Raw genomic sequence first — 381 nt, forward strand, 5'->3', positions numbered from 1 at the left:
GGACCAGTCCCAGCTCTTGGCGAGGTTCGGCAGCGGCTCCAGCGCTTCGGGCTTGACCTGGAAAAGCGGCGCGGTGCGGGTCAGGCATTCGGAGAGGCCGATATCGATGCCGCCCCAGCCCTGGGTCTGGCCGGCTTCATAGTTCCAGCCTTCCGGCCGGCCGCCGATGACATGGCGCATGACATCGCCATAGACGCCCACGCCGTCGACCATGTTCTTGGTCTTGAAGACCATCGGCTCCTTCGGCAGGCGATCCTTGACGGCCGGCAGCTTGCCGGTCTTGACGAATTTCTCCGTCACCCAGTCCGGCTCGTGATATTGCGGCAGCGTCTTGAATTCGAGGATGTCGGTCGGCAGCACGTATTTGATCTTGCCCTGTGC

Annotated in this window: 1 protein-coding gene; it reads right to left on the reverse strand. The window is 63.0% G+C overall.

Features of this window, described 5'->3' with window-relative positions:
• Window positions 1-381, reverse strand: a 381-nt coding sequence (locus AC1D0P_RS31665) for a hypothetical protein (RefSeq protein ID WP_477680344.1), incomplete at both ends; no start/stop codon positions are given.

The sequence above is a fragment of the Polaromonas sp. P1_G2 genome (genome assembly GCF_056405515.1).